This window comes from Sphingomonas arenae (genome assembly GCF_016924655.1).
Taxonomy (GTDB): Bacteria; Pseudomonadota; Alphaproteobacteria; order Sphingomonadales; family Sphingomonadaceae; genus Sphingomicrobium; species Sphingomicrobium arenae.
In genome coordinates this window covers 763785-788890 of the sequence record NZ_JAFFJU010000002.1, presented here as the reverse complement: position 1 = coordinate 788890, position 25106 = coordinate 763785, and the positions used below count along the sequence as shown (strand labels likewise).

Sequence of the window (25106 nt, the reverse complement as noted above, 5' to 3'; positions counted from 1 at the left end):
GCTTTGCTCCTACTCAGCGTGAGCGGAACAGGAGGTGCTCCTCCGATTCAACACCCAACGTCAGCGGTTCCGATGCGCCTCAAGCCGCGTGGGCGGTCTCGATATCTCGCAGGATCCAGCCACGCTGGGGGATCGTCTCGATGAATTCGGCGCCGTTGGACGCGAGCCGCAGTTTCTTGCGCAGCTTGGAGATGAACACATCGATGATCTTGGGCTGCGGCTGGTCGTCGGCGCGACGGTAGAGATGCTTGAGCAGCATGGTGCGCGTGACCACGTTATTGCGGGCAAACGCCAGCAGCTCGAGCACGCGATACTCCATCTCCGTGATCGCGATCGGGTGGCCGTCGATGCGGATGAGCCGCTGCACCTGGTCTACCGCCAGGCGGCCGCCGCACAAGGTAGGCGGCATCTCGCCCCCGCTGGCCCGAAGCGAGTTCAGCAGTCGGCTGGCGACCTCGTCGCTTTCGTCCTGTCCGACCGACATCGGTGCGCCGATCAGCTGCTGCTGGAGTTCGGCGATGGCCTTGTGCGCCTCGTCGACCAGCTTGGCGCCTTCATCGAAGCGGCGGCGCGAGCGGTCGAGCATCGCTTCGATCTCGACCAGGCGGGCGGAAATGTTGTCGTCGACCATGCGTCCCCCCGGACGGTTGGAGTTACTGAGGCTGCGCTGTTGCCACCTGGCTATCGGATTCAGGCGCGGCGATGATCGTCTGGGTGACGGCACCCTTGTCGACCACGGTGGTGTTCGGGTCGCCGGCGACGGAGCGTGCGCCGAGCGCGACACGATCTGTGCCGGCGCGATCCAGCACCGACATCTCGCCGGCACTGCGCGGAGCCGGGCCGCCGAACAGCGCCTGAATCGCCTGGCTCTGTGCGTCCTGTGCGGTGGTGGAAACCGTACCCGGGGCCGGCGGAACCAGCGTGTAGTCGGGCGGGATCACCAGCGGCGCGTTGCGGGCGACTGCGAACTCGTCGAGGCGGCTGCCCTTGTTGCCGCCACCGAACACGGACGCGCAGCCGGCCAGGGACAGGGCCGTTCCGGCGATCAGAAGGACGGAAATCTTACGCATCTTGAGGAATCTCCTTGGGCGCGTCCTTCACCAGGAATGCACGCAATATCAGGATCACGACGCCAATGCTAATGGCAGCATCGGCTACGTTGAAGACTAAAAAGGGTCGGAACTCACCAATATGAAGGTCCGCGAAGTCAACGACATAGCCAAAGCGGCTACGGTCGACGATGTTGCCGAGCGCCCCGCCGAGGACCATGCCGAGCGCCACCTGGTCTCCGCGCCGCTGTTCCCGCCACATCCACCAGGCCACTGCCACCGCAATGGTGGCGGTCACTGCGACCAGCACCCACCGTGCAGTCTCGCTGCCGGCGGTGAACAGGCCGAGCGAGATGCCTCGGTTCTCGACCCAGGTCAGGTCGAAGAAGGGGAGGACCTGAATGTTGCGGACCGACTGGAGCTGCAGCGGATTGATGACGATCCATTTGGTCAGCTGATCCGCGACGAAGATCAGCGCGGCGACGAACAGCCCGGCCTTGCGACCTGCGTGATTGGGGCCGAGGTCAGCCATTCACCACCTCGTCGCAGCGGTTGCAGAGATCGCCGTCCTCGGTGACCTCCGGCAGGTGCCGCCAGCAGCGGCCGCACTTGTGCTTGTCGGTCTTGGTCACGGAGACGGCATCGCCGGGCTTCACTGACGAGACGATGAACAGCTCGGCGAGGAAGTCGGCATCGGCGGACGCGGGCATGGTCACTTCCGCTTCGAGGCTGGAGCCGACGACCTTTTCACGGCGCAGCGGCTCAATAGCTTCGGTGACCTGAGCCCGTAAGGCGCGGAGTTGCTCCCATTCTCCAGTGACTTCGGCGACGTGTGGTACCTCGGGCCACTCCAGCAGGTGGACGCTACCGCCCTCAGGGTAACGCGTGCCCCAGACCTCCTCTGTGGTGAACACCAACACTGGCGCCATCCAGCGGACCAGCGCATGGAACAGGATGTCTAGCACCGAGCGATACGCTCGCCGCTTCGGATCCGCCGGCGCGTCGCAGTAGAGGCAGTCCTTGCGGATATCGAAGTAGAATGCGCTGAGGTCGTTGTTGCAGAAGTCGCCGACTGCGCGGGTGTAGCCGTTGAAGTCGAAGTCCTCGACTGCCTGCCTGAGCTCGCCGTCAAGCTTCGCCAGCAGTGCCAGCATGTAGCGCTCCAGCTCTGGCATGGCCGCGACGTCAGTGATCCGCTCCTGCTCCGTGAAGCCGTCGAGCGCGCCGAGCAGGTAGCGGAAGGTGTTGCGGAGCTTGCGATACTGGTCGGAGACGCCGGCCAGGATCTCCTTGCCGATGCGGTGGTCCTCGGTCGAGTCGACGCTCAGGGCCCACAGCCGCAGGATGTCCGCGCCCGTGTCGCGCATCAGGTCGAGCGGGTTGATGGTGTTGCCCAGCGACTTGGACATCTTCATGCCCTTGGCATCCATGGTGAAGCCGTGGGTCAGCACCGCCTTGAACGGCGCGCGGCCGCGGGTGCCGCAGCTTTCCAGCAGCGACGACTGGAACCAGCCGCGATGCTGGTCGGAGCCTTCGAGGTAGAGGTCCGCGGGCCAGCGCTGATCTGGCCACTCGCCGGACTCGAGCGTGAAGACGTGGGTGCAGCCGCTGTCGAACCAGACGTCGAGGATGTCGGTGACCTGCTCGTAGTCGTCCGGGTTGCGGTCGGGGCCGAGGAAGCGCGCGGCCGCGCCTTCTTCGGTCCAGGCGTCCACGCCCTTCTCGCGGATCGCGGCGACGATCCGGGCGTTGACGTCCGCGTCGACGAGGTAACGGCCGGTCTTGCGGTCGACAAACAGGGTGATCGGCACGCCCCAGGCGCGCTGGCGGGAGAGCACCCAGTCGGGGCGGCCCTCGACCATGGAGCCGATGCGGTTGCGGCCTTTCTCGGGGACGAAGCGGGTGTCGGCGATGGCCTGCATGGCGAGTTGGCGCAGGGTTTTCCCCTCGCTCTCGCCCTGAGCCTGTCGAAGGGTGTTGGACGACGCTTCGACAGGCTCAGCGTGAGCGCTGTTGATGGGCCGGTCCATGGCGATGAACCATTGGGGGGTGCAGCGGTAGATAACGCGCGCCTTCGACCGCCACGAGTGCGGGTAGCTGTGGCGAAAGTCGCCGGCAGACAGCAGCGCCCCGGCCTCGCGCAGGTCGGAGCAGATCGGCCCGTCCGGCGCGTTGAACTTGGTGTTGATGACCGAGCCCTGGCCGCCCAGCCACAGCCAGTCGGCGCGGTACCTGCCGTCGCCCTCGACCGCGAAGACCGGATCGATGCCGTGCGCCTTGCAGACCTCGAAGTCCTCCTCGCCATGATCCGGCGCCATGTGGACGAGCCCGGTGCCCGCGTCGGTGGTGACGTGGTGCCCGGGGATCAGCGGGCGCGGACGGGCGAAGAAGCCGCCGAGGTGGTGCATCGGGTGGCGGGTGATGGTGCCGGCGAGGTCGGAGCCTTTGAAGCGCTTCCCTTCGCGCTCCCACGGCTTCTGTCCAAGCTGATCCTGAATGACGCCATCAAAATGCTTGAAACCGACGCGGAGGTATGTTTCGGTCAGCAGCTGCCCTGCTAGGAGGTAACGCCGCCCCTCCATGGTGAAGAGGACGTATTCAATCTCCTCCCCATAAGCGATCGCCTGGTTGACCGGGATCGTCCACGGCGTGGTCGTCCACACCACCGCATGCGCGCCGACCAGCTCGGGAATGGGGCTCTCGACAATCTCGAACGCGACGTCGATCTGGGTCGAGGTGACGTCCTCATATTCAATCTCGGCTTCGGCCAGCGCGGTCTTTTCGACCGGACTCCACATCACCGGCTTGGCGCCGCGATAGACCTGGCCGCTTTCCGCGAACTTCATCAGCTCGGAGACAATGGTCGCCTCCGCCTTGAAGTCCATGGTGAGGTAGGGCTTGTCCCAGTCGCCGGTGATGCCGAGGCGCTGGAACTGCTCGCGCTGGACGTTCACCCAATGCTGGGCATAGGCGCGGCACTCGGCGCGGAACTCGGCCGGGGGAACCTCGTCCTTGTTGAGCTTCTTCTTGCGATACTGCTCCTCGACCTTCCACTCGATCGGCAGGCCGTGGCAGTCCCAGCCGGGCACGTAGGGCGCGTCCCTGCCCAGCAGCGTCTGGGTGCGGACGACCATGTCCTTCAAGGTCTTGTTGAGCGTGTGGCCGATGTGGATGTCGCCGTTGGCATAAGGCGGGCCGTCGTGGAAGATGAACTTGCTCCGGCCGGCACGCGCCTTGCGCACCTGGCCGTAGAGGTCCTCCGCTTTCCAGCGGGCGAGGATCTGCGGCTCCTTCTGCGGCAGGCCGGCCTTCATCGGGAAATCGGTCTTCGGCAGGAAGACGGTTGAACGGTAATCGGGTTTGTCAGGAGCGTCGGACATCGGGCGCGGCTCTAGCGGGTGAGTGGCGGGAGTCAAAGAGAGCCGTCATTCCGAGCCGACGGCGAAGCAATCCAGGGGTACGCGTGAACTGGATTGCTTGGCTACGCTCGCAATGACGAGGGTAGAAGGAGGCGCCGGGCCTCGGCTTCGTCCGCCCGCATCTGCTCGATGAGGGCATCGAGGCTGTCGAACCTCTCCTCTCCGCGAAGGTAGTGATGCAGCGCCACTTCCACGGTTCGCCCGTAGAGGTCGCCCGCGAAATCGAACAGGTAGGTCTCGAGCAGTTCCTTCGGTGGCTCGAAGGTCGGGCGGACGCCGAGGCTCGCGACCCCCGCATACTCGCTGCCGTCGTCCAGCCGGGCACGGACGGCGTAGATGCCATAGGCGGGGCGCTGATAGCGGCCGAGCTCCATGTTCGCGGTGGGATAGCCGAGCTCGCGCCCGCGCTTGTCGCCGTGAAGGACCTCGCCCTCGATGGCGAAGGGGCGGGTGAGCAGGCGCGTCGCGGTGCCCATGTCGCCAGCCGCGAGCGCCTGTCGGACCCGGCTGGACGACACGGGCCCTCCATCGAGGATCACGGCGGGAACGGTCTCCGCCGCCATGCCGTGGCGAGCGCCGACGTCGCGGAGCACGGCGACATTCCCGCCCCGGCGGGCGCCGAAGGTGAAGTCCTCACCGGTGACTACGCCCGCCGCTCCGACCCGCTCGCAGAGGAGAGCGACGAACTCCTCGGCGGAGGTGGCGGCGAGCTCGGCATTGAAGTCGAACACCAGCATGGCGTCGGCGCCGACCTGCGCGAACAGGCGCTCGCGCTGTTCCAGGCTGGTCAGGCGGAAGGGTGGAACGTCCGGCCTGAAGAAACGCACCGGGTGCGGGTCGAAGGTGGCGACGATCGCCGGGCGGCGTTCATGCGCGGCGCGGGCGACGGCTCGCCCGACCACCGCCTGGTGGCCGAGGTGAAAGCCGTCGAAGTTGCCGAGGGCGACGATGCCGCCCCGAAACCGCTCCGGCACGCCATCGCCAAGGGAAAGCCGCTCCATTCGCGAGGGCTGTAGCGGAGGTGATATCCTTCCGCAAAGCGGTTGACTCCGCGGTCCTCCAAACCTATCTGCGCGCCATCCCGTTCCTCCGGTGGCCGGCGGCGCATGTCCTGCGTCCGCCGTTTTTCCGTTGGAAGCGGGTCCCAGCGACGAGATAGGACGCCTGCGGGTGTCCTGTGGAGCAGACGGAGACTGAAGAGAACATGGCACGTATTGCGGGTGTCAACATCCCGACCAACAAGCGCGTGGAAATCGCGCTGACCTACATCCACGGCATTGGGCAGACCAAGGCCAAGGAAATCACCGCCAAGCTGAACATTGCGCCGGAGCGCCGGGTCCAGGATCTGTCGGACCAGGAAGTGCTGCAGATCCGTGAAACGATCGACGCCGACCACACGGTCGAGGGCGACCTCCGCCGTGAGACCGCGATGAACATCAAGCGGCTGATGGACCTTGCCTGCTACCGCGGCCTGCGTCACCGCAAGGGCCTGCCGGTCCGCGGCCAGCGCACGCACACCAATGCGCGCACCCGCAAGGGCAAGGCGAAGCCGATCGCGGGCAAGAAGAAGTAACCTTCTCACCCTTCGACAAGCTCAGGGTGAGCGCCGGTTCGTCCGTCGCGCCGCCCCAACGATGTAGGAACAGCCAATGGCTCAAGCACCCCAGCGCCTTCGCCGCCGCGAGCGCAAGAACATCACGGCCGGCGTTGCGCACGTCAACGCCAGCTTCAACAACACCATGATCACCATCACCGACGCGCAGGGCAACGCCATCGCGTGGAGCTCCGCCGGGATGATGGGCTTCAAGGGCAGCCGCAAGTCGACGCCGTACGCTGCGCAGGTCGCGGCCGAGGACGCTGGCCGCAAGGCCGCCGACCATGGCGTCCGCACGCTTGAGGTCGAGGTCAAGGGTCCCGGATCGGGCCGCGAGAGCGCGCTTCGGGCGCTGCAGGCGGTCGGGTTCCAGATCACGTCCATCCGCGACGTGACGCCGATCCCGCACAACGGCGTTCGCCCGTCCAAGCGTCGCCGCGTCTGACCTTTCGGCCGAAGTGGTACTTCGGCCGAGTGGAAGAGAAGATCAGAAAAACAGAGGTTTGCGGGACGCCGCACCTCGCTCTGCCAAGGATAGAAAATGGCCGTCAACGCAAAGAACTGGCAGGAATTGAAGAAGCCGAACGCGCTGGAGCGCAAGCCGGCAGGCGACGCGCGCCGCAAGGCCGTGTTCGTGGCCGAGCCGCTGGAGCGCGGCTTCGGCATGACGCTCGGCAACTCGCTGCGCCGCGTTCTGCTGTCGTCGCTGCAGGGCGCAGCCGTCACCTCGATCAAGATCGAAGGCGTGCTCCACGAGTTCTCGTCGCTCGCGGGCGTTCGCGAGGACATCACGGACATCGTGCTGAACGTGAAGCAGATCGCGCTCAAGATGGAAGGCGAAGGCCCCAAGCGCCTGCACCTGACCGCCACCGGTCCGGGTGAGGTCACGGCTGGCCAGATCCAGACCACCGGCGATATCGAGATCACCAATCCCGATCTCGTCATCTGCCACCTCGACCAGGGCGCGACGCTCAACATGGAACTGACCGCCGACATCGGGAAGGGCTATGTCCCGGCCTCGGCGAACCGTCCGGCCGATGCGCCGATCGGCCTCATCCCGGTTGACGCGCTGTACAGCCCGGTCCGCCAGGTGGCCTACAAGGTCGAGAACACCCGCGTCGGCCAAGAGCTGGACTATGACAAGCTGACGCTGACGGTCGAAACGGATGGCACGGTGAGCCCGGAGGAAGCGATCGGCTACGCCGCGCGCATCCTGCAGGACCAGCTGGCGCTGTTCGTGGGCTTCGACGATGGCCAGGTCCGGGCCGCGTCGCCGATGATCGGCCACGCCGCGACGGCCGCCGCGCCGATCGAGACGCAGACGGACACCAACCAGCTCAACCGCTACCTGCTGAAGAAGGTGGACGAGCTGGAGTTGTCGGTCCGTTCGGCCAACTGCCTGAAGAACGACAACATCATCTACATCGGCGACCTGGTGCAGAAGACGGAAGCGGAAATGCTCCGCACCCCGAACTTCGGACGCAAGTCCTTGAACGAGATCAAGGAAGTGCTGGCATCGATGGGCCTCCGCCTCGGCATGGACATCCCTGGGTGGCCGCCGGAGAACATCGAGGAAATGGCCAAGAAGCTCGAGCAGGAGATGCTGGGCTAAGCCCGGGCATCAACTGGCGAAGAATGAAGAGGCCGTCCCGAGAGGGGCGGCCTTTTTCGTTGCGGGGCAAGTAACGGTCTGCGGCATGACTGCAGGCCGTGCTCCGATAAGCGGCATGGCAGGCGCTCAAGGAGTCAGGCCGAAGACGGTCGCGGCAAGCGCTTCAAGGACACTCGCCGGGGCGAGCTTGGCCGCGCAAGCGAGCAAGGCAGGGAGGCAAGATCAGCCGAGCGGCTGGCCGTCGATGCCCACGCCCATCAGTCCGCTGATCAGCGTGTCGACCTGCATGATGATGTTGCCGAGCGCCTCCATCTCGCGGGTCCCGAGATGGATGAGGAGGCCGTCATCTGCCGTCTGCTCGGCCCGGAAGGCCTCCAGGATCGCGGCGATGCACGCGTCCTTCCCGGCGGTAAATGGGCGGTGACTGGATTGCCCGACAGCTGGCACGGGCTGACCGGTGAAAAGCGAGGTGAGCGCTCGCGTCGTGACTGGGGCGATGGAGAGATCGGCTTCCGTGAGATGCTGACACGCCGATCCAACCATCCCACGCATACTCCGCAACAGGCCCAGCCACGCGGCCGGGCATACACCCTGAGCTAGAACTCCTGTGGCTTGCGCCGGTTCATCGACGGAAGGCTGCGAATCCGGTCTGTCCCGTGACGACGCAAGATACTGCTGTCCTACACCTAACCATATAGGTTACGGGTCGAAGCTGCGGGGGGTTTGCTATGGGATTGACTGGAAAGGAGCCACGGTGGGTCGTGGCGTTTCTGCGCGCGCTGGCGCGGCACGGCGTTGCGCGGCAGGCCGCCTTTGAGGCAGGGATAGACTTCACGACGGCTTATGCGCGCCGGAAGCGCGATGCGGATTTCTCGGCGGCGTGGCGCGAAGCCGCGGCGGAAGGGGAGACCGCCCGGTCAAAGGAGGAGGAATCGCGCAGCCAAGGACTGTTGGACGACATCACCAACCGGGGTTCAAGGGAGGAGCAGCTCCGGACCTTGAGTGGCGAGGGTCCGCAGCTCGTCAAGGCAGCGCATGGGCGATGGTCGGCGCGGCGGGAGGCGGCGTTCCTGGCCGAACTCGCCGCGTCCGCCAACGTGCGCAGCGCGGCCGCGGCAGCCGGGATCTCCACGGCGGCAATCTATCAGCGCAGGCTGAAGCAGCCAGGATTTGCCCAGGCGTCGGACGGAGCGATCCAGGTCGGCCGGGCACGGCTGGAGGCGCTGCTGCTGGAGGCAGCCGAGCGGCAGTTCGACCCCGCCGTTGCCGATCTTGCAGGAGAGCTGCCGCCGGTTTCCACGGCGGAGGCCATCCGTTTGCTGTCGCTGACTCGGCCGCGGGCTGATCCCGGGGCCAAGGCCGCTCCCCCCGCCGCACCGGCCTGGCCCAAGGTGGACGACGATGTGATCATCGCCAGGCTGGAGAAGGGGCTGAAGCGATATGCGCCGCCCCCGGGAGAGCAGGGGAAGATCCACGAGCTGGTGGTGGTGACGGAGGAGGAGCCGGAACGCCTGTCCGCGGCGACTGTGGGGCTATGCTGCCCGCATTGCGATGGGATCGTCCAGGTCCGTTACGACGAGAGCTCGGATGCGTGGAACTGGCCGAGATGAAAAAGGGCCGCCGCCGAGCAGGAGCCCGACGGCGGTGGGGAGTTTCGTGCTCTTCGATAGAAGAGTTAGGCAGCCTGCGCCAGCAGAGCGCCACGACGACGGCTGCTGCGCATGCTGAAGCCGATCGCGCCGAAGCCCAGCAGCATCATCGCCCAGGTGCCCGGCTCCGGAACGGCGGAACCCGCCTTGCCGAAGAACACGATGTGCGACATGTCGTTCTTGCCGTTCGTGACCCAGTTGCCGGTGCCATCGGTGCCCAGATATTCGTACAGCGTGAACTCGTTGCCGTACTTCACCGCGTAATAATCGATGTCGAAGCCGGACAGATCGAACGAGCCCGACGTGCCGTTATTCACGATCGAGCCGAAATCGCCGAAGTTGCCGGCGTCGGTCGCGGTCAGGAATACGAGGTCGATCAGCGCGGTGCCGTTGGCGGCCGCCCAGGTGTTGTACTGCGCTTCGGCATAGCCGTAGCTGTTGACGTTCCCCGGGTTGTTGTTGCCGTTGATGTTGCCGCTGAAGAGGCACCCGGCGGCGTCGCCGTCCGTGACCGGATCGCAAGCCGACTCGATGAGGTCGGATGCACTTGCGGTGGTGCTGAAAGAAACCGAAGCCGCGGCTAAAGCCACGGGCGCGAGCCAACGTGCGATCTGCATGACAAACCCCTTCCCAAAACATTGTGGGCGGAGCGTTTTGGTGCCCCCCACCCGGAACTCTAGCAACGCCGACGAATCGGCATTAATGTTTTGTTAAATGATTTAACCGCGTCAGTATACCCGCTGAAATTGCAGGTTTGTTTCAATTCGAGACTGTTGTTGGGATGCCTCACGGCGCCGCGACATGGCGGACGTGCTGGCCCGCTTCGCGCGCGAGCCGGTCGTCGTGGCCGTAGGGTGAAGCGCCGTGCTCCCGCAGATAGTGCCGGTCGAGCTCGCCCACGAGCCGGTCGGCATCAGGACCGCCCGTGATCCGCAGAAGAGCGTCGATCTTCGCTTCCATGCGGTCGTCGTTCTCCTTCGACGAGGGCGAGCCGACGTAGAGGAAATAGGCAAGGCCCACGACCTGCCAGAGCAGCTGCAAGAACTCGGACTGCCAGTTCTCGAAGGTGTCGCGCAGCATCTCGTGGAGATATCCGGCTGCGTCCGGGCTCTGGCCGTGCTGCAAGGCCTCGTCCTGGAACGCATACCAGCCGAACAGCCAGTGCAGGATAAGCGAGCCCAGGAAGAAGGCGACGGTGATCCACGCATAGGCATAACGACGAAAGTGACTCATGTTCGCCTCACATATGGTTACGGGGGAGTAACCATGTTCGTTGAACGTCGTTCCCGCGCGAGCATTGGCAGAGCCCTCCGGGACGGCTTGGCGGGTGAGGCAAAGAGCTGCATACGAGCGCCACCTGTTCTGACCGGAGCTGTCGATCCTCATGCGCAAGAGCCTTCTGCTGATGACCCTTCCGACCATCGCCGCCTGCACCAGCACGCCCCCCGTTTCGTCCAGCGAGGCCCCTCCGGCTGCCCCGGTGGAGGCAGCGGCTGCAGCCGAGCCGGCGCTCGCCTTCCCCGAGACGCGGCGGCAGGACCTCACCGAGACGCAGTTCGGCGTGCAGGTGGCCGACCCTTACCGGTGGCTGGAGAATGACGTCCGCACCGATCCGGAGGTTGCCGCGTGGGTCGCGGCGCAGAACCGGGTGACGGATGGGTTCCTCGACTCCTTGCCGGGGCGCGATGCGCTGAAGGCGCGGATGACCGAGCTCTACAATTACGAGCGGTTCGGCGTGCCGGTGAAGAAGGGCGGGCGCTACTTCTACCAGCGGAACACGGGGCTTCAGAACCAGTCGCCGCTGTACGTGCGCGACAGCCTGGACGGCGAGCCGCGGCTGCTGATCGACCCGAACCAGTGGTCCAAGGACGGCGCGACGGCGCTGGCCGAATGGGTGCCGAGCGAGGATGGCAAGTACGTCCTCTACTCGGTGCAGGACGGCGGGACCGACTGGCGCACGGTGCGGGTGCTGGACGTGGCGACGGGACAGCCGGTCGGCGACGAGGTGAAGTGGGTGAAGTTCTCGGCGCTGAGCTGGGCAAAGGACGGCAGCGGATTCTATTACTCGCGCTTCCCGGAGCCGGCTGCGGGGCAGACCTTCCAGTCCTTGAACAAGAACCACGAGGTGTTCTTCCACAAGCTGGGCACCACGCAGGCGCAGGACCGATCGATCTTTGCGACGCCGACCAAGCCGGAGCTGAGCCATATCGCCACCGTGAGCGACGACGGACGCTATGTGGTCATCACCTCGTCGAGCGGGACGGACGATCGCTATGAGGTGACGCTGGTCGATCCGCGCAAGCGGGGGCCGAACGCCCGCGTGCTGATCCCCGGCTTCGAGAACAACTACAGCTACATCGGCAATCGCGGGTCGACCTTCTACTTCATCACGAACGAGGGCGCGCCCAAGCTGAAGGTGGTGGCGCTGGATATCCGCCAGGCGAAGCCGCAGCCGCGGGTCGTGATCGCCGAGGACCAGGCGACGCTGGACGGGGCGAGCCTGGTCGGGGGCAAGCTGATCGCCTCCTACCTGGTGGATGCCAAGACGGAGGTGCGGGTGCACAGTCTAGCCGGTGCCCGCGAGAAGGTTATCGAGCTGCCCGGTATCGGGACGGCGAGCGGCTTCGGCGGCGAGTATGATGATGCGGAGACGTTCTTCGCCTTCACCAGCTTCAATCGGCCGACGACCATCTATCGCTATGACGTGAAGGCGGGCGAGAGCTCCACATGGGCGGCGCCGAAGGTGGCGTTCAACCCGGAGGATTTCTCGGTCGAGCAGCGCTTCTACCAGTCCAAGGACGGGACGCGCGTGCCGATGTTCGTGGTGCGCAAGGCGGGCACGAGCGGACCCGCGCCGACTTTGCTGTACGGCTATGGCGGGTTCAACGTGTCGCTGACCCCCAGCTTCTCCGCGACGCGGCTGGCGTGGCTTGAGAATGGCGGCGTGTGGGCGCTGGCCAACATCCGCGGCGGCGGCGAGTATGGCAAGGCGTGGCACGACGCGGGGCGGCTCGCCAACAAGCAGAACGTGTTCGACGACTTCATTGGCGCGGGCGAGTATCTGATCGCCAACGGGATCACGCCAAAGGGCGGGCTGGCGATCCAGGGCGGGTCGAACGGCGGCCTGCTGGTGGGCGCGGTGGTGAACCAGCGGCCGGACCTGTTCTCGGCTGCCAATGCGGCAGTCGGCGTCATGGACATGCTGCGCTTCGACCGATTCACCGCCGGGCGCTACTGGGTCGACGATTTTGGCTATCCCAACAAGGAAGCCGACTTCCGGACCCTGCTGGCCTATTCGCCCTATCACAACATCAAGACGGGAGTGTCCTATCCGGCGGTGCTGGTGACAACGGCGGACACCGACGACCGCGTCGTGCCGGGGCATAGCTTCAAGTATATCGCGGCGCTGCAGCAAGCCGATCCTGCCGGTAAGCCGCACCTCATCCGGATCGAGACCCGGGCTGGGCATGGTGCCGGCAAGCCGACGGACAAGATCATCGAGGAAGCGTCGGACGTGGCCGCGTTCCTGGCGCACTTCACGGGGCTGAAGATCGGGCAGCAATAGTCCGACGGGGCGAGGTCCTCAGAGCGTGGCGCGCAGAAACTGCAGCGTCGCGCGGAAGGCCTCGCCACTCGCTTTCGCGTCGGCAGCACCGTCGGAGCCGGTCTCTCGAACCGGGGCAGTGCCCGTGCCGCAGATGTTGTGTCCAGCGTCGGGCCAGGAAAGGTGCGTCACGCGCGGAGCCCTGCGGCGTTGCGCCGCTGCCGCGATGCTGGCGGACATTATCGCCGACGGCCAGACCTCGTCCTTGCCGCCCGAGAGCAAAAGAAGTGGCGCCGTGATCCGCTCGATCGGGATGAGCGAGGCTTTCACCGCGGCCTCTCCTGCCTTCTGCCGTGAGCGGACATGGACCTCGGCTGCCGTCGCCTTTCCCGAGAAGACGTCGTCGTAACGGTCGTAGGGAATGAAGGGCAGAGGCTTTCCAGCGATCGTCCAGCTGGAGAGCAGTTCGCCCGGTTTTGGCTCCCGTCCATAGCCCGCCCAGACGGCGTCGGACGGGACACAACCGACAACAGCCTTTATCCACGGGTAGCGGGTGGCTGCGACCAGTGCGAACTCGGCGCCTTTCGATCCGCCGATGAGCCCGATGCGCGAGCTGGCCACCTCTGGCCGTGAAGCCAGCCAAGAACGAGCGCGGTCGATCGTCTCGACAGGAACGTTGGCGAGCGTTGGTTCCACGCCGGCGATCCCCCCGGTCCAGCCGTAAGCGACATAGTTCAGCGCCAGCACGGAGAAGCCGCGTTCAGCGAGGCGCCCCGCACGTGCGCGCGCGTCGGTTATGCTGCCGCCCTCGCTTCCGTGCAGCTGGATCAGAGCAGGTTTCGCGCGGGCACCGTCGAGGCTCGCGAAGACGCCGCTGACCCCGTCCCGGTGAACGGTCAGCTCCGTAAAGCGAACCCGGTCGCTGAAGGACCTAAGCGGAATAGCGCGCGGTGCGAGCAGCAGGCCGGCCCGCTCAGGGACGACGAGCAAGGTGCGCTGGTCCGTCAGCAGGTCCGTCGGGAGGTCGGCACGTGATCCTGGTCCGATGCGGCTGTCCCCAGCCGGCCAGCCGGACCAAAGCAGGCCATTCGCGTCGAGGCCTTTGTAGGTCCCATCGATGGCGGGGCTCCGATCGGGATCCACCTGACCGTCATTGCCAACGCGATAGTCGGCCCAGGCATGAAGCAGGACTGGCGTGTCCGCCCGCTGCCCGTTCTCGAAGCGGGTCGCGGTGGTGCGACGAAGCGCATGAAGCCGGACCGTTTCGCCTGGTTCCAACCCGCTCCATTCGATCCCGGTCGGGTCTCCGAGGATCAAGGTTTCGGGAGCTCGCAGCGGCGGCGCACCGGGCGGCGAACTGACGGATACCGAAAGGGCGGCGAGGAGAAGGCTGAACATCGTGTCAGAATAGATGCCGAGCCCCGATGCTCAACGCGTGCAAAAGACCAGCTTCAGCGTTCCAGCGGGTAGGCGGTGGTTGCCTTCACCCGCTCCATGGCGAAACGGGAGGTCACGTTCTTGAGCGCCACCGTGTCGATCAGGGTGCGGTAGAAATCGTCGAAATGCGCCATGTCGCGCACGGCGACGCGCAGGAGATAGTCAATGTCGCCGGCCATGCGGTGGATCTCCAGCACCTCGGGCATGGCGGAAACCTTGGCGGTGAAGGACTGCAGCCACTCCGGGCTGTGGTCGGCGGCCTCCACTTCGATGAAGACGGTGAGGCCAAGGCCGATGCTTTCGGGGTTGAGGATGGCGACGGTGCGGTCGATCACGCCGGTGGCATGAAGCTTCTGGATGCGGCGCCAGCACGGGGTCTGACTGAGCCCAACCTCGGCGGCGATGTCGGCGACGGAGCGTGATGCATCCTGCTGCAGCAGCGCAAGGATCCTGCGGTCGGTTTGATCCATTTCGTGGCGCCGGTCCAAAATAGAAGAATGTTGCTCTCTGGCGCGAGCTGCGCGCAGGATCAATGTTATTTGTGCATCGGTGTTGCGGATCAATCCCTGTGCGGACTAGATAAACGGGACGCAAGGCGAGGGTGGACGAGAGAAGAAACTTCTAATCCCGGACATTCGGTCACGCGTATTTGAACTCCCCTGATAGAAGACCAACTTGGCCCCGGTGATCATTTCGCCGGGGCCCTTTTTTTGCCGCGCGCCCGACCATGCTCCAGGTTCAGGGATACGGCCCATGGTCCGTAGCCAAGTTCTGAAGCCAATGCCGCGATCGAGCATTGTGCACCAAGGCAGATCGCTAGCCGTAACGACTAGATTGCACCTTCGGAGAAAGGCGATGGACAGCGACGACCGTGATTACCTGAAGGCTCGTGCCGACGAGGAGATGCGCAGTGCCGACGCCGCGTCCGATCCACGCGCTCGCGAAGTCCACCTGAAGCTCGCGCATGAATATCAGGTCAAGAGCAACATCAGCACCGTTAAAGCGCGGGCGGATAACGACGCTTTGGGTCTCACTTCGGACGATGATCGATCCGCTTCTCGCGGTTCTGACCCGCAGCCTTAGCCGCCCCGTTGATTAGGCGGGCGCCTGTCTCTTCGGCGGCTTCGGGGGTCAACGCGACGTCGACTGAATCCGGCCCATCCACCAGCACGCGTCCTTCCTCGGCCGTGACGTCGCTGGGCTTAGAATAAGTTACCTTGGGCATACGGACGGTAAATGTCGCGGCGGACGTGGGTTCCATCGAATTGCCTTCCCGAGCCGCCGGGAAGATGAACCGTAGCCGTCACGACCATTCAGGGGTGATGCAGCCATAATCCGGCAAAAGGCGTTTCATCGGCGGGTGGGCCCGCTCAGGATGGGAGAAAAGGCCATGAAGGCTGTCTCGAAGTTCTTTGCCGGTGCCGCGGTTGTCGCTGTGGCGGCCGGTGGTCTCTCTGCTCCGGCAGCAGCACAATATTATCCGCCTTATGGTGGTGGCTATGGCTCGGGCAACGTGATCGTCGGCGCGATCCTGGATTCGATCCTGCGTGGCGGTTACGGGAACTATGGCCGCTACGGAAACCAGTATGGCTACGGTTACCAGAACGAGCGCTACGCCATCGATCAGTGCGCGCGCGCGACCGAAAGCCGCCTGAACGGGTACAATCGTGGTTATGGCAACCCCTATGGCTACGGCTACAACAACGCGGGCTTCCGCGTCGTCCAGATCGACCGGGTGGAGCGCCGCCGCAGCGGTGCGTTCAAGGTCTGGGGTCTGGCGGGCCGTGGCGGCTATGCCGGCAACTACGGTGGCTACGGCGGCTATAACGGTGGTTACGGGGCACCTTACGGCGGTGGCTACGGCTACAATGCGGCACCGGAGTATCGCTTCGAGTGCACGATCGACAGCCGCGGCCGGATCAGCGACCTCGACCTGAACCGCAATCGCTACGCGGGGCGCTACGGCTACTGAGCCCAACCCCAAGTGGACAGGGAAGTGCGCGGGCCCTAGTGGCTCGCGCACTTTCTTTTTGCGCGGAGCCCCGACGTGACCGTCCAGACGTCAGAGACTTTTGGCGACACCATCCTCATCGTCGATTTCGGAAGCCAGGTGACCCAGTTGATCGCCAGGCGAGTGCGCGAGGCGGGCGTTTATTGCGAGATTGCGCCGTTCACGACCGCTGAGGAGGCGTTTCACCGCCTCGCGCCCAAGGGCATCATCTTCTCGGGCGGTCCGTCATCGGTGACGTGGGAGGACTCACCCCGTGCGCCGCAAGTGCTGTTCGACAGCGGGTTGCCGCTGCTTGGTATCTGCTACGGGCAGCAGACGCTCCACCAGCAGCTTGGCGGCAAGGTGGTGACCTCGGACCAGAAGGAGTTCGGGCGGGCATTCGTAGAGGTGGTCGCCCATTCGGCGCTGTTCGACGGGCTGTGGCAGGTCGGCGAGACACACCAGGTATGGATGAGCCACGGCGACCGGGTCGAGAGCCTGGCGCCGGGGTTCGAGATCGTCGCCCGGTCGGAGGGGGCACCCTATGCCATCGCGACCAACGAGGCAGCCAGACGCTACAGCCTGATGTTCCACCCGGAGGTGGTGCACACGCCCGACGGCGGCAAGCTGCTCGCCAACTTCGCCCGGCACATCTGCGGGTGCGAGGGCACGTGGAGCATGGAAGCGTTCCGCGACGCCAAGATCGCGGAGATCCGCCAGCAGGTGGGTGGCGGCCGCGTGATCTGCGGCCTGTCCGGGGGTGTGGACAGCGCGGTGGCGGCGGTGCTGATCCATGAGGCGATCGGCGACCAGCTGACCTGCGTGTTCGTCGACCACGGCCTGATGCGCGCGGGTGAGGCGGAGCAGGTCGTCAGCCTGTTCCGGAACAGCTACAACATTCCGCTAGTGCACGTGGATGCGAGCGCCGACTTCCTCGGCGGGCTGGAGGGGGTCACCGACCCCGAGAAGAAGCGCAAATTCATCGGCGCCGAGTTCATCAACGTCTTCGAGGCCGAGGCGAAGAAGGTCGGCGGTGCGGACTTCCTGGCGCAGGGCACGCTCTACCCAGACGTGATCGAGAGCGTCAGCTTCACCGGCGGACCGTCGGTGACGATCAAGAGCCACCACAATGTCGGTGGGCTCCCTGAGCGCATGAACATGAAGCTGGTCGAGCCCTTGCGCGAACTGTTCAAGGACGAGGTGCGCGAACTCGGCCGCGAGCTGGGGCTGCCGGATGCGTTCGTGAAGCGGCATCCCTTCCCGGGGCCCGGCCTCGCCATCCGCATCCCGGGCGAGGTCACCAAGGAGCGCTGCGACATCCTGCGCAAGGCGGATGCGATCTACCTCGAAGAAATCCGCAACGCCGGGCTGTATGACGCGATCTGGCAGGCGTTTGCGGTCCTGCTGCCGGTGCGCACGGTCGGGGTGATGGGCGACGCCCGGACCTATGACAGCGTCTGCGGGCTTCGCGCGGTGACCAGCGTCGATGGAATGACGGCGGACGTCTATCCCTTCTCCGCCGAGTTCCTCAGCCGCGTCGCCACGCGCATCGTCAACGAAGTGCAGGGCATCAACCGGGTCGTCTACGATTACACGAGCAAGCCGCCGGGCACGATCGAGTGGGAATGACGGCAGTTAACCGGTAATCCGCGGTTTACCGGTGGATTGACGTCAAGACGTCCTTCCGCTGTGAACGTGCGCTATGACGATCAAAAGGATCAAGGCTTTCACGCTCTCCGCTGCAGGTGCCGCGCTGCTGGCGGGCTGCGCGACGGCGCCGCAGAAGGTTGCGGCTCCGGTGGCGCCCAGGCCTGCGCCCGCGCAGCTGCCTTACAAGTGGACCCATGGCCACGCGCCGAAGGCGCACGGCCAGGCGGTCGCGCTGTTCGGGCCGCTGGCGCTGAAGCCGGGCCAGTATCGCTGGGCAGCAGTGATCCCCGAGGGCGAGCCGAAGGTGGTGATCGACCTCTTCCAGCAGCTGTTCTATGTCTATCGCGGCGACCAGTTGGTGGGGGTCTCCACCATCTCCAGCGGGAAGAAGGGGCGCGAAACGCCGCTCGGATACTGGAAAGTCTTTCGCAAGCAGGTGAAGGGCTTTTCCCGCAAGTACGACAACGCGCCCATGCCATACATGCAGATGTATGACGAGAAGGGCATCGCCTTTCACGGCGGGGCTCTGCCCGGCTATCCGGCGAGCCACGGCTGCGTTCGGCTGCCGGTGGAGTTCGCCAAGAAGCTCTACGGTCTGACCAAACTCGGGACCGAGGTCATCATCGAGGGCTGAGGCTCATTCGGCGGCTTCGCGAAGGCGGCCGAACTCCTCTTCGAACAGGCGCTGCTGGCGGGCGAGTTCCGTGGCGAGTGGCTCGTAGACCCGACGGTGGCCGTCGCTGTGCGGCATGGAGAACAGGCCGACCTCCGCGTGGCGCTCGTCGTCCCAGCCGGGGAAGGCGGTCACCGGGTAGATGCAGATGCCCTGAACGGGCACGCCGCGGCGCATCGCCTCGCGGACTTCCCCGCAGACGTAGGACAGCCAGGCGGGTCGGGCGCTGCCCTCGCAGCCGGTCTCCGACAGGAAGATCGGCTTGCCGAAGCGCCGCCAGGTCTCCTCCAGCATGTCGGCGAGCGGCCGATAGTCATGGTGGCCGAGCGGGACGGTGGAGCCGTCCTTCACCCACTGGTTATCCGGGTAGAAGTTGAGGCCGATCACGTCAGCGGCACGGGGCCCGCCGCCGAGTTCCGGTTCGGCGAGGCCGAGGAGCAGGTCCATCGCTTCGTATTGGCCGAGGCGGTGGATGCGCGCGCGCTCCAGGTCCTCGGGTTCTCCGCTGGCGGGAAGGACGTGGATCAGCGGCTCGGCCCAGGTGAAGCGCGTGGCGGGGTCCTCGGCCCTCATGGCTTCGACGGAGGCGAGCGCGGCGCGCACGAGGTGACGCTTGAACTCGCCGGGACGCGCTCCGGGGACGCCGGGGAAGATTCCCTTGCGGACGGCGTAGGTGAAGAAGGAGATTTCGTTGATCGGGCAGACGAACGCCGGACGGCCGGTGACGTGGCGGTGGAGGCGGACGGCGGCGGCGGCAAAGTCGGCAAAGCGGGCGGGGAGGTCGGGGCTGTCGAGCGGAAGCCAGTCCGGCACGCCGTAGTGAAGAAGGTCCCAGATGACCTCCATGCCCGCCTCCTCCGCCGCCTCCAGCATGGGGTGCCAGCTGGACCAGTCGTAGCGGACCGGGTCGGCGCCGATGCGGTGCCAGCGGAGGCCATCGCGGGCGGTGCGGATGCCGAGTGCGCTGCAGGCATGATAGTCGCTCAAGGCCTGCTGCTCGTGCCCGGTCGCGCGGATGAGGTCGAGCCTGCGCCCGTCGGCCCGGCGATGGGAGGAGCATTCGAAGCCGGCGAGAAAGATGCTGCGAAAGGCCATCGCGGCTCAATGGCTGCCGGCGCAAGTGGTTGCAGTGGTTCGCTTCCTCTTGACTCGGGTGTGGCTTTCGGGTTGAGGGGCGCTCGTGTGCGGCCGGCCGGGGGCTCGCCGTTGTGCTTAGGGGTAATGGCGGTGCCCCGAACCACCGCCTGGCTGGGCTTACCTCATACGGGGCCCTGACGAACGGAGAAGAAGACATGCGCCATCGCGTCGGCGGCCGTAAGCTGCAGCGTACCTCCAGCCACCGTGCGGCCCTGTTCCGCAACATGGCTGCCGCCCTCATCAAGCATGAGCAGATCACCACGACCCTCGCCAAGGCGAAGGAGCTTCGGCCCTATACCGAGAAGCTGGTGACGCTGGCCAAGAAGGGAGGCCTGTCGAATCGCCGCTTGGCCCATGCCCGCCTGCTCGACGACGCGCAGCTGGTGAAGCTGTTCGACGTGATCGGCCCGCGCTACGCGGAGCGCAACGGCGGCTACACCCGCGTGGTCAAGGCCGGCATTCGCCAGTCGGACGCCGCGCCGATGGCGATCATCGAGTTCGTCGACCGCGACGTCAGCGCCAAGGGCCAGGACTCGGGTCCGGTGCTGAGCGACGAGGAGCTGGAGGCGGCCTAAGCCTCTTCGGCTTGCGAGATTTCAGGGGCGCGGTCGTCATCGGCCGCGCCCTTTTTCGTGGCGGCAAACAGGGCGGCGCCGCCGGTGAAGAGCAGAAGCACCAGCTCTTCATATTGCGCGAGGTTGAGCGGGCCGATCTGTCGCTGAAGGACGTAGTCCAGGCGGTGGAACGACATGGCCCGCGCCAGCGAGAGCATCGCCAGCAGCGCGACGCCGGTGCTCGCCGTCAGGATAGCCGGGCGCAGGAAGTGGACGCCGAGCGCGAACAGGACGATCACCACGCCGGCCGCGATCACCAGAAATTCGAGCAGCGCCCCTTGGAGCAGCTTGCGCTGCTCGTACCAGCCGTCCTGCCGGGCGACCGCGCGGATAGCGGCGACGGCGTCCTCGTGAATGGCGGTGAAGCGCAGGAGCGCAAAGGTCGCGAGCGCAAGCGCGACTAGCAGCCACGCCCAGGCCTCCCGTGAGCCGTCCGAGCGGCGGCGCCGGGCAGCCGCAAGCGCCAGCAGGGCGGCGGCGCCGTAACCGCAGCCGAACAGAGTTTCCGCGGTAGTCATGTGAATCGCTTGGCCGAGGCGAAGGACGCTCGCAACCGGCTCAGTTCAGCAGGTTGCAGAGCATGGCGTCGCCGTGCGTCGTCAAAATGGACTCCGGATGGAACTGGAGCCCAGCCTGCCGGGCGACCGGATCGCTGAAGGCCATGACCATGTCGCCGACGCGCGCATGGACCGTGAAGCGATCGGGCAGGTCGCGGGTGGCGAGGCTGTGATAGCGACCGACTGCGATGGGGTTCGGCAGTCCCACGAAGGGTCCATGACCGTCGTGGCGCAGGACGGTGGTCTTGCCGTGCACCGGCTCGTCGGCACGGCTGACCTTGCCGCCGGCTTCCTTCACGATCGCCTGGTGGCCAAGGCAGATACCGATCACCGGGACACGACCCTTGGCGCGAGCGATAAGCTCCAGGCAGCAGCCCGCTTCCTCCGGGCCGCCAGGGCCAGGCGAGAGGAGAATCGCGGCGTCGTTGGACTCGGCCTGCGCAAGCGCCTCGCCCGCGCCGATCCGGTTGCGGACGACGCGGGTGGGATGACCGAGCCGCTTGAGGCTCTCGACCAGGTTGAAGGTGAAGCTGTCGAGATTGTCGATCAGCAGGACGGGTCGGTTCATTGGGTCAGGACTCCCAGGAGGGCACTGGCCTTGCGGCGGGTTTCGTCGGCTTCCGCCTGGGGCAGGCTGTCCTGAACCACGCCCGCTCCCGCACGGACGGTCGCAATCCCCTCGTGGACCAGCGCGGACCGGATCACAACGGCCGTGTCCATCAGGCCCGCGCCGTTCACCCAGCCGATCGCTCCGCCATAAGGGCCACGGCCCGTGGCCTCGAGTTCACGCAGCAGCTGCATGGCGCGGACCTTGGGAGCGCCGGTCAGCGTGCCGACATTAAGGCAGGCCGCCAGCGCGTCGAAGGCGTCGAACCCGATGGCGAGCCGACCGGTCACCGAAGAGACCAGATGCATCACGCGGGCGTAGCGCTCGACGGTGAGGAGCCGGGACACTCGCCGGGTGCCCGGTAGGCTGATCCGCGCGACGTCGTTGCGGGCGAGATCCACCAGCATCATGTGTTCGGCCAGTTCCTTGGCATCGAGGCGCATCTCGGCCTCCAGCCGGTCGTCTTCGTCCGGTGTTGCGCCGCGCGGGCGAGTGCCGGCGATCGGCTTGACCTCGACGGTGAGCGCGCCCTCTTCGCGGAACAGGCGGACGGAGGTCTCGGGACTGGCACCGAGCAGGGTCGTCTCCGGCGCGGCGACGAAGAAGCGGTAGCCGTTCGTCTCGACCATGCGGAGACGCTGGTAGGCGGCGAGCGGGTCCGGGCAGGGCGCGGAGAAGGTGCGGCTGGGCACGATCTGGTAGACTTCGCCGGCGGCGATCGCCTGCTGACAACGCTCAACAACGGCGCGATAGGCCGGATCATCGAGATCGGTCGAGATGACGGGAGCTGGGCCGGGCGGCGACGGTGGCGCAAGCGGCTTCACGTCCGCCGAAGCCGTCAGCAGGCGGTCCAGTCGGCCGGCGGCGTCATGGTAGTGCCGCTCCTCTCCGCCAAACGCGGTGCAGATCAGGCGGGGCGCGGCACCGGGCTGGAACAGCACGAGTTCGTCCGGGATCCAGAACAGATAGTCGGGGAAGCCGGCGGCGTTCGGCTGCTGCGGCGGCATGTCCTCGCCGAAGCCCGCGTGGTCGAAGCCGATGACGCCGAGCGCGAGGACGCCGAATGGGTCGGCTGCAGGTGGAAGCGCCGCCTGAAGCAGTGAGCGGACGGCATGGAGCGGAGCCGGGGCGAGCAGTCGCTCTTCGGCGTCCAGCGTGCCGGGCGGGTCGAACTGGAGTTGCAGCCGCTCGCCCCCACCCAGCGCTGCCAGCAGGGCGTGGCCATTAGCCGTCAGTGCAGTGTACTCGATCGTGCCGCCCCGGCATTCCGCCCGCACGGCCGCGCGAGCCATTAGCAGGGTGAGGCCATCGCTGCCTTCGAACAACGCCGTGTCTGCTCGCCGCCCATGGTCGGAAAGGGCGGCATAGAGCGCGAGCGGATCAATCGGCGCACCGAGGCGCCGCTGGAGCACGCGGGCCTCGGCCGGCCGGGTGGCGGTGGCGAGTGGCATCAGAGCGTCCGGCCGACCGCCGCGGCCACCGGTCTCAGGGTGCGCATCAGCTCGGCGAACTGGGCGGGGAAGAGCGACTGGGCGCCGTCCGAGAGCGCCTTGGGCGGATTGCAGTGAACCTCGACCATCAGGCCATCCGCGCCGCACGCGACGCCCGCCAGCGCCATCGGCGGGACCAGGTCGCGGATGCCGGTGCCATGGGACGGGTCGACGACGATGGGCAGGTGGGTCTTGCTCTTCACATAGGGCACGGCATTGAGGTCGAGCGTGTTGCGGGTCGCAGTCTCGAAGGTGCGGATGCCGCGTTCGCAGAGGATGACCTGATCGTTACCGGCGGCCATGAGATATTCGGCGGCGAGCAGCCATTCCTCGATCTTCGCGGCCGGACCGCGCTTCAGCAGGACGGGGCGGCCCGCAGCGCCTACCGCGCGGAGCAGGGCGAAATTCTGCATGTTGCGGGCGCCGATCTGGAGCGCATCGGCGTGGTCCGCGACGGCATCGATGTCGGCCGTGTCCATCACTTCCGTCACCACTGGCATGCCGAGGTCGTCGGCAACTTCGCGAAGGATCGTGAGGCCAGCGGGACCGTGCCCGGAGAAGCCGTAGGGGCTGGTGCGCGGCTTGTACGCGCCCGCACGCAGGATGGTGGCGCCGGAATCTTGTGCCGCCTTGGCGCTGGCGAAGAGCTGGTCCTGCGTCTCCACGGCGCACGGGCCGGCGATAACGGCCAGAGCCGAGCCGCCTACGGGCACACCGCCGACGTCCACCACCGTATCGTGGGGATGAAGCTCCCGGCTGACGAGCTTGTAGGGAGCGAGGATCGGCTTGACGGACTCCACGTCCGGGTCGCTGTCGAGCGCGAGTTCGGCCAGGATCCGCTCGTCACCGAGCGCGCCGAGGACAACACGCTCCGTCCCAGGCATGTGCAAGGGTTGCAGGCCGGCGTCCTTGATTCGGCCAAGCAGGCGCTCGGCACTGTCCGCGGGGGCGTTGGGACTGAGAACGATGATCATCGGACGGCTGCTTTCGTGAAAGGAGAGGGCAAGAAAAAAGCCCACCGGAACCGGCGGGCTTGGCTGAAACACGGGTCGAAAGACGCGAGTCTAGGCAGGCACGCCGAAGGGCTCGGGCTGCCAACGCCACCAGCGCACGGCCACGGCTGCGATCGGGGTCGCGCATGCGGCGGAGGTGAGTGCGGTCTGCGTCACGGCTCCACTAAGCGAAAGAATCTGCGGCAGGTCAAGCGCTTGGGGTTGATGAAACATCGATTTCGCGGAAACGGGTGGGCCGCACGGGCGTTGACCGGGCCATGGAACTCAGTCCTCAATATCGCGCGCGGCGTTTTCGCACACATGAGCGCGACAGCATCGAACTGGCGATGAAGACCCGGCAGACCCGCTCGCTCGCCATGCTGATCGACACGGCGATCGAAAGCCACCAGAAGGCGGTCGAAGCAGAGCAGGAAGCCGCGCGAGAAAGCCAGTCCCGGCACTGAAAGAAAGAGCGCCGGTCGCCCGACGCTCTTCCCTGTAAGGCTGGCCTCCCCGCCGCGCGGGGGAGGTCGATTCCGACGTCAGAAGCTCGAGGTTCCGCCGCCGCCGGTGTTCATCTCCGTGTGGCGCTGGCCCTGCCCTGACGGGCTCTGGCCGAACTGCTCCGACTGCGGGTCGTTGCCCACGTCGCGGCCGAGACCGGCGGTGCTGCCCATGCCCTGGCTGCTCATGTCCTGCGAGCCGCCCATGCTGCCGCCGCTGGAGCCGAACTGGTCGCCGCCGCTGCTCATGCCCTGGCTGCTGCCCATCCCGGCGCTGCCGCCCGATCCGAACTGGCTGAACGCACTTCCGCCGCCGGAGCTTCCGCCCTGCATCAGCTGATCATGCAGCAGGCGCTTGCCCTCGTCGGCGAGCTGACGCTGCATGTCACAGGCGCGCTCGAAGAACTGGCGCAGCTCCTGGCGGCTCGAGGCGTCCTGCATGTAGGTCTGGCAATTTTCAGCGCCTTGGAGCGCGTGATAGACGACGGCGATGATGTCGTAGGTTTCGTCGCGCGTGCCGGTTGCCTGGCTGCTTTGGCCCTGGTCCATTGTACACTCCTCCTGATGACGGCCATGAGGGGGTGGCCGT

General features: G+C 66.2%; 27 protein-coding genes. 11 read left to right on the top strand and 16 right to left on the bottom strand.

All coding sequences use genetic code 11. The features are described 5' to 3' along the window. Positions 1 to 79: 79 nt before the first annotated feature. The 5 genes from JT720_RS10065 to JT720_RS10045 all read right to left on the bottom strand — a co-directional run bounded on the left by JT720_RS10065 (position 80) and on the right by JT720_RS10045 (position 5469). Entirely contained in the window at positions 80 to 631 is a 552-nt protein-coding gene (locus tag JT720_RS10065; protein WP_205481132.1) for a winged helix-turn-helix domain-containing protein, read from the bottom strand. A gap of 22 nt (positions 632 to 653) precedes the next feature. Further along, positions 654 to 1070 carry a DUF3035 domain-containing protein gene (locus JT720_RS10060; protein WP_205481131.1) on the bottom strand — a complete coding sequence of 139 codons (417 nt, stop codon included), beginning with the start codon at positions 1068 to 1070 and terminating at the stop codon, positions 654 to 656. Further along, positions 1063 to 1581 (bottom strand): signal peptidase II, encoded by a 519-nt coding sequence (gene lspA / locus JT720_RS10055; RefSeq protein WP_205481130.1) that lies wholly within the window; start codon positions 1579 to 1581, stop codon positions 1063 to 1065. The genes JT720_RS10060 and lspA overlap by 8 nt, the downstream gene beginning before the upstream one ends. Then, a complete protein-coding gene (gene ileS / locus JT720_RS10050) occupies positions 1574 to 4429 on the bottom strand; it encodes an isoleucine--tRNA ligase (RefSeq protein WP_205481129.1) in 2856 nt (951 codons plus the stop codon). The genes lspA and ileS overlap by 8 nt, the downstream gene beginning before the upstream one ends. A gap of 101 nt (positions 4430 to 4530) precedes the next feature. Next, positions 4531 to 5469, bottom strand: a complete 939-nt coding sequence (locus JT720_RS10045; RefSeq protein WP_205481128.1) for a bifunctional riboflavin kinase/FAD synthetase — start codon at positions 5467 to 5469, stop codon at positions 4531 to 4533. 203 nt (positions 5470 to 5672) lie between these two features. Here JT720_RS10045 and rpsM point away from each other — a divergent pair, with 203 nt between their 5' ends. From rpsM to JT720_RS10030, 3 genes are all read left to right on the top strand, one after another. Next, positions 5673 to 6041, top strand: a complete 369-nt coding sequence (gene rpsM / locus JT720_RS10040; protein WP_192586731.1) for a 30S ribosomal protein S13 — start codon at positions 5673 to 5675, stop codon at positions 6039 to 6041. 76 nt (positions 6042 to 6117) lie between these two features. Beyond that, positions 6118 to 6507 (top strand): 30S ribosomal protein S11, encoded by a 390-nt coding sequence (gene rpsK / locus JT720_RS10035; RefSeq protein WP_205481127.1) that lies wholly within the window; start codon positions 6118 to 6120, stop codon positions 6505 to 6507. Between the two features lie 96 nt (positions 6508 to 6603). Beyond that, positions 6604 to 7674: a DNA-directed RNA polymerase subunit alpha gene (locus JT720_RS10030; protein ID WP_205481126.1), complete on the top strand. Its 1071-nt coding sequence runs from the start codon at positions 6604 to 6606 to the stop codon at positions 7672 to 7674. A gap of 222 nt (positions 7675 to 7896) precedes the next feature. Here the strand turns inward: JT720_RS10030 and JT720_RS10025 are convergent, their stop codons facing one another. Further along, a complete protein-coding gene (locus tag JT720_RS10025) occupies positions 7897 to 8226 on the bottom strand; it encodes a hypothetical protein (RefSeq protein ID WP_205481125.1) in 330 nt (109 codons plus the stop codon). Between the two features lie 209 nt (positions 8227 to 8435). Between JT720_RS10025 and JT720_RS10020 the strand changes: the two genes are divergently transcribed. After that, positions 8436 to 9284: a hypothetical protein gene (locus tag JT720_RS10020; protein ID WP_205481124.1), complete on the top strand. Its 849-nt coding sequence runs from the start codon at positions 8436 to 8438 to the stop codon at positions 9282 to 9284. Positions 9285 to 9349: 65 nt separating this feature from the next. Here the strand turns inward: JT720_RS10020 and JT720_RS10015 are convergent, their stop codons facing one another. Further along, positions 9350 to 9940 (bottom strand): PEPxxWA-CTERM sorting domain-containing protein, encoded by a 591-nt coding sequence (locus JT720_RS10015; RefSeq protein ID WP_205481123.1) that lies wholly within the window; start codon positions 9938 to 9940, stop codon positions 9350 to 9352. A 169-nt stretch (positions 9941 to 10109) separates the two neighbouring features. Then, positions 10110 to 10556: a DUF6766 family protein gene (locus tag JT720_RS10010; RefSeq protein ID WP_205481122.1), complete on the bottom strand. Its 447-nt coding sequence runs from the start codon at positions 10554 to 10556 to the stop codon at positions 10110 to 10112. 151 nt (positions 10557 to 10707) lie between these two features. Between JT720_RS10010 and JT720_RS10005 the strand changes: the two genes are divergently transcribed. Then, a complete protein-coding gene (locus JT720_RS10005) occupies positions 10708 to 12888 on the top strand; it encodes a prolyl oligopeptidase family serine peptidase (protein ID WP_205481121.1) in 2181 nt (726 codons plus the stop codon). A gap of 18 nt (positions 12889 to 12906) precedes the next feature. On the opposite strand, the gene JT720_RS10000 is transcribed toward JT720_RS10005, so the two are convergent. Then, complete coding sequence (locus JT720_RS10000; RefSeq protein ID WP_205481120.1) at positions 12907 to 14265, bottom strand: acyl-CoA thioester hydrolase/BAAT C-terminal domain-containing protein; 1359 nt, start codon at positions 14263 to 14265, stop codon at positions 12907 to 12909. 53 nt (positions 14266 to 14318) lie between these two features. After that, positions 14319 to 14867, bottom strand: a complete 549-nt coding sequence (locus JT720_RS09995; protein WP_237219811.1) for an Lrp/AsnC family transcriptional regulator — start codon at positions 14865 to 14867, stop codon at positions 14319 to 14321. Between the two features lie 292 nt (positions 14868 to 15159). Here JT720_RS09995 and JT720_RS09990 point away from each other — a divergent pair, with 292 nt between their 5' ends. From JT720_RS09990 to JT720_RS09975, 4 genes are all read left to right on the top strand, one after another. Continuing rightward, positions 15160 to 15387 carry a hypothetical protein gene (locus JT720_RS09990; RefSeq protein WP_205481119.1) on the top strand — a complete coding sequence of 76 codons (228 nt, stop codon included), beginning with the start codon at positions 15160 to 15162 and terminating at the stop codon, positions 15385 to 15387. Positions 15388 to 15694: 307 nt separating this feature from the next. Next, entirely contained in the window at positions 15695 to 16276 is a 582-nt protein-coding gene (locus tag JT720_RS09985; RefSeq protein ID WP_205481118.1) for a hypothetical protein, read from the top strand. Positions 16277 to 16351: 75 nt separating this feature from the next. Further along, positions 16352 to 17923, top strand: a complete 1572-nt coding sequence (gene guaA / locus JT720_RS09980) for a glutamine-hydrolyzing GMP synthase (RefSeq protein WP_205481117.1) — start codon at positions 16352 to 16354, stop codon at positions 17921 to 17923. Between the two features lie 73 nt (positions 17924 to 17996). Then, positions 17997 to 18578 (top strand): L,D-transpeptidase family protein, encoded by a 582-nt coding sequence (locus JT720_RS09975; RefSeq protein ID WP_205481116.1) that lies wholly within the window; start codon positions 17997 to 17999, stop codon positions 18576 to 18578. Positions 18579 to 18581: 3 nt separating this feature from the next. Here JT720_RS09975 and JT720_RS09970 read toward each other — a convergent pair whose 3' ends face one another. Next, on the bottom strand, positions 18582 to 19712 hold the full coding sequence (locus JT720_RS09970) for a glycoside hydrolase family 1 protein (RefSeq protein ID WP_205481115.1): 1131 nt from the start codon (positions 19710 to 19712) through the stop codon (positions 18582 to 18584). Between the two features lie 197 nt (positions 19713 to 19909). On the opposite strand from JT720_RS09970, the gene rplQ reads away from it, so the two are divergent. Beyond that, positions 19910 to 20329: a 50S ribosomal protein L17 gene (gene rplQ / locus JT720_RS09965; RefSeq protein ID WP_205481114.1), complete on the top strand. Its 420-nt coding sequence runs from the start codon at positions 19910 to 19912 to the stop codon at positions 20327 to 20329. Here rplQ and JT720_RS09960 read toward each other — a convergent pair. From JT720_RS09960 to aroF, 4 genes are read right to left on the bottom strand one after another with little or no spacing between them, the layout of a single operon-like run. Then, positions 20326 to 20886, bottom strand: a complete 561-nt coding sequence (locus tag JT720_RS09960) for a hypothetical protein (RefSeq protein ID WP_205481113.1) — start codon at positions 20884 to 20886, stop codon at positions 20326 to 20328. The genes rplQ and JT720_RS09960 overlap by 4 nt on opposite strands. A 40-nt stretch (positions 20887 to 20926) precedes the next feature. Continuing rightward, positions 20927 to 21493, bottom strand: a complete 567-nt coding sequence (locus tag JT720_RS09955; protein WP_205481112.1) for an anthranilate synthase component II — start codon at positions 21491 to 21493, stop codon at positions 20927 to 20929. Further along, the gene (locus JT720_RS09950; protein ID WP_205481111.1) at positions 21490 to 22983 is read right to left on the bottom strand and encodes a chorismate-binding protein; all 1494 of its coding nucleotides are present in this window, start codon (positions 22981 to 22983) and stop codon (positions 21490 to 21492) included. Before JT720_RS09950 ends, JT720_RS09955 begins: the two co-directional genes overlap by 4 nt. Next, complete coding sequence (gene aroF, locus JT720_RS09945) at positions 22983 to 23996, bottom strand: 3-deoxy-7-phosphoheptulonate synthase (RefSeq protein ID WP_205481110.1); 1014 nt, start codon at positions 23994 to 23996, stop codon at positions 22983 to 22985. Before aroF ends, JT720_RS09950 begins: the two co-directional genes overlap by 1 nt. Positions 23997 to 24292: 296 nt before the next feature. Between aroF and JT720_RS09940 the strand changes: the two genes are divergently transcribed. Further along, positions 24293 to 24478 (top strand): hypothetical protein, encoded by a 186-nt coding sequence (locus tag JT720_RS09940; protein ID WP_205481109.1) that lies wholly within the window; start codon positions 24293 to 24295, stop codon positions 24476 to 24478. A 78-nt stretch (positions 24479 to 24556) separates the two neighbouring features. On the opposite strand, the gene JT720_RS09935 is transcribed toward JT720_RS09940, so the two are convergent. Beyond that, the gene (locus JT720_RS09935; protein WP_205481108.1) at positions 24557 to 25066 is read right to left on the bottom strand and encodes a hypothetical protein; all 510 of its coding nucleotides are present in this window, start codon (positions 25064 to 25066) and stop codon (positions 24557 to 24559) included. Between the last annotated feature and the right edge of the window lie 40 nt (positions 25067 to 25106).

Bases quoted from the DNA above. Each gene is read 5' to 3' on its own strand.
- JT720_RS09955 (WP_205481112.1), bottom strand. From the start codon at position 21,493: ATGAACCGACCCGTCCTGCTGATCGACAATCTCGACAGCTTCACCTTC.
- ileS (WP_205481129.1), bottom strand. From the start codon at position 4,429: ATGTCCGACGCTCCTGACAAACCCGATTACCGTTCAACCGTCTTCCTG.
- JT720_RS09950 (WP_205481111.1), bottom strand. From the start codon at position 22,983: ATGCCACTCGCCACCGCCACCCGGCCGGCCGAGGCCCGCGTGCTCCAG.
- JT720_RS10000 (WP_205481120.1), bottom strand. From the start codon at position 14,265: ATGTTCAGCCTTCTCCTCGCCGCCCTTTCGGTATCCGTCAGTTCGCCG.
- JT720_RS10005 (WP_205481121.1), top strand. From the start codon at position 10,708: ATGCGCAAGAGCCTTCTGCTGATGACCCTTCCGACCATCGCCGCCTGC.
- lspA (WP_205481130.1), bottom strand. From the start codon at position 1,581: ATGGCTGACCTCGGCCCCAATCACGCAGGTCGCAAGGCCGGGCTGTTC.
- JT720_RS09970 (WP_205481115.1), bottom strand. From the start codon at position 19,712: ATGGCCTTTCGCAGCATCTTTCTCGCCGGCTTCGAATGCTCCTCCCAT.
- aroF (WP_205481110.1), bottom strand. From the start codon at position 23,996: ATGATCATCGTTCTCAGTCCCAACGCCCCCGCGGACAGTGCCGAGCGC.
- JT720_RS10060 (WP_205481131.1), bottom strand. From the start codon at position 1,070: ATGCGTAAGATTTCCGTCCTTCTGATCGCCGGAACGGCCCTGTCCCTG.
- JT720_RS10015 (WP_205481123.1), bottom strand. From the start codon at position 9,940: ATGCAGATCGCACGTTGGCTCGCGCCCGTGGCTTTAGCCGCGGCTTCG.
- JT720_RS10010 (WP_205481122.1), bottom strand. From the start codon at position 10,556: ATGAGTCACTTTCGTCGTTATGCCTATGCGTGGATCACCGTCGCCTTC.
- JT720_RS10025 (WP_205481125.1), bottom strand. From the start codon at position 8,226: ATGCGTGGGATGGTTGGATCGGCGTGTCAGCATCTCACGGAAGCCGAT.
- JT720_RS09985 (WP_205481118.1), top strand. From the start codon at position 15,695: ATGAAGGCTGTCTCGAAGTTCTTTGCCGGTGCCGCGGTTGTCGCTGTG.
- JT720_RS10065 (WP_205481132.1), bottom strand. From the start codon at position 631: ATGGTCGACGACAACATTTCCGCCCGCCTGGTCGAGATCGAAGCGATG.
- rpsK (WP_205481127.1), top strand. From the start codon at position 6,118: ATGGCTCAAGCACCCCAGCGCCTTCGCCGCCGCGAGCGCAAGAACATC.
- JT720_RS09990 (WP_205481119.1), top strand. From the start codon at position 15,160: ATGGACAGCGACGACCGTGATTACCTGAAGGCTCGTGCCGACGAGGAG.
- JT720_RS10045 (WP_205481128.1), bottom strand. From the start codon at position 5,469: ATGGAGCGGCTTTCCCTTGGCGATGGCGTGCCGGAGCGGTTTCGGGGC.
- JT720_RS09960 (WP_205481113.1), bottom strand. From the start codon at position 20,886: ATGACTACCGCGGAAACTCTGTTCGGCTGCGGTTACGGCGCCGCCGCC.
- JT720_RS09940 (WP_205481109.1), top strand. From the start codon at position 24,293: ATGGAACTCAGTCCTCAATATCGCGCGCGGCGTTTTCGCACACATGAG.
- JT720_RS09975 (WP_205481116.1), top strand. From the start codon at position 17,997: ATGACGATCAAAAGGATCAAGGCTTTCACGCTCTCCGCTGCAGGTGCC.
- rplQ (WP_205481114.1), top strand. From the start codon at position 19,910: ATGCGCCATCGCGTCGGCGGCCGTAAGCTGCAGCGTACCTCCAGCCAC.
- JT720_RS10030 (WP_205481126.1), top strand. From the start codon at position 6,604: ATGGCCGTCAACGCAAAGAACTGGCAGGAATTGAAGAAGCCGAACGCG.
- JT720_RS09935 (WP_205481108.1), bottom strand. From the start codon at position 25,066: ATGGACCAGGGCCAAAGCAGCCAGGCAACCGGCACGCGCGACGAAACC.
- rpsM (WP_192586731.1), top strand. From the start codon at position 5,673: ATGGCACGTATTGCGGGTGTCAACATCCCGACCAACAAGCGCGTGGAA.